Source organism: Candidatus Accumulibacter vicinus (assembly GCF_000584955.1).
GTDB lineage: Bacteria > Pseudomonadota > Gammaproteobacteria > Burkholderiales > Rhodocyclaceae > Accumulibacter > Accumulibacter vicinus.
Genome location: NZ_JDSS02000018.1, coordinates 5710 through 6288 on the forward strand (window position 1 = coordinate 5710; position 579 = coordinate 6288).

A 579-nucleotide genomic window follows, 5' to 3' on the forward strand; every position below is an offset into this window, starting at 1 on the left:
TGTACCCTACCGGCAGGATGCCCAAACGCAACAAGTGCGCCAGCCAACGGGCATCGTCCACGTCCTCCTTATGCTTCAGGCCCTCGTATTGCTTGACCGCCGCCGTGTTCACCAGGTGCACCCGATAGCCCGCTTCCATCAGGCCGTCGACCAGCCAATACCAGTTGTAGGTGGACTCGACGGCAATGCCCTCGATCTCCTCGCCGTGGGGACCAAGCGCCTCGCAAATCCGCTCCAGATTGTTCGGCAAGCGCCTCTGCAGCACCATTCGATCCGCCTCGTCCAGAATCACCAACACGCTATTGTTGGAATGAAGGTCAATTGCAGCGTACAGTTTCATTTCGGCTCCTCTTCTGCGGTTGTCAGTCCGTGATTTCCCACACTGACTGTAACGCCGCGGTTGGGAAGCCGGCTAGATGATTATCAAGTTTCTGAAGGAGCACGCCGAGGTTGTGCGCGCCGGCAAGAATGCTGACCTAGTCGAGCGCAGTCGGCGCTACTTGAACGAACTCGGGGTGAAGGAGAGCGACATCAAGGTGGATTCAAACGGCGACCTGTTCATCGACGTTGCCAACGTCG

1 protein-coding gene is annotated in these 579 nt (G+C 57.9%); it reads right to left on the reverse strand.

Annotated elements, in window-relative coordinates:
• Positions 1 to 340, reverse strand: a 340-nt coding sequence (locus CAPSK01_RS04985) for a transposase (protein ID WP_034923882.1), incomplete at its 3' end; no start/stop codon positions are given.
• Positions 341 to 579: the final 239 nt, after the last annotated feature.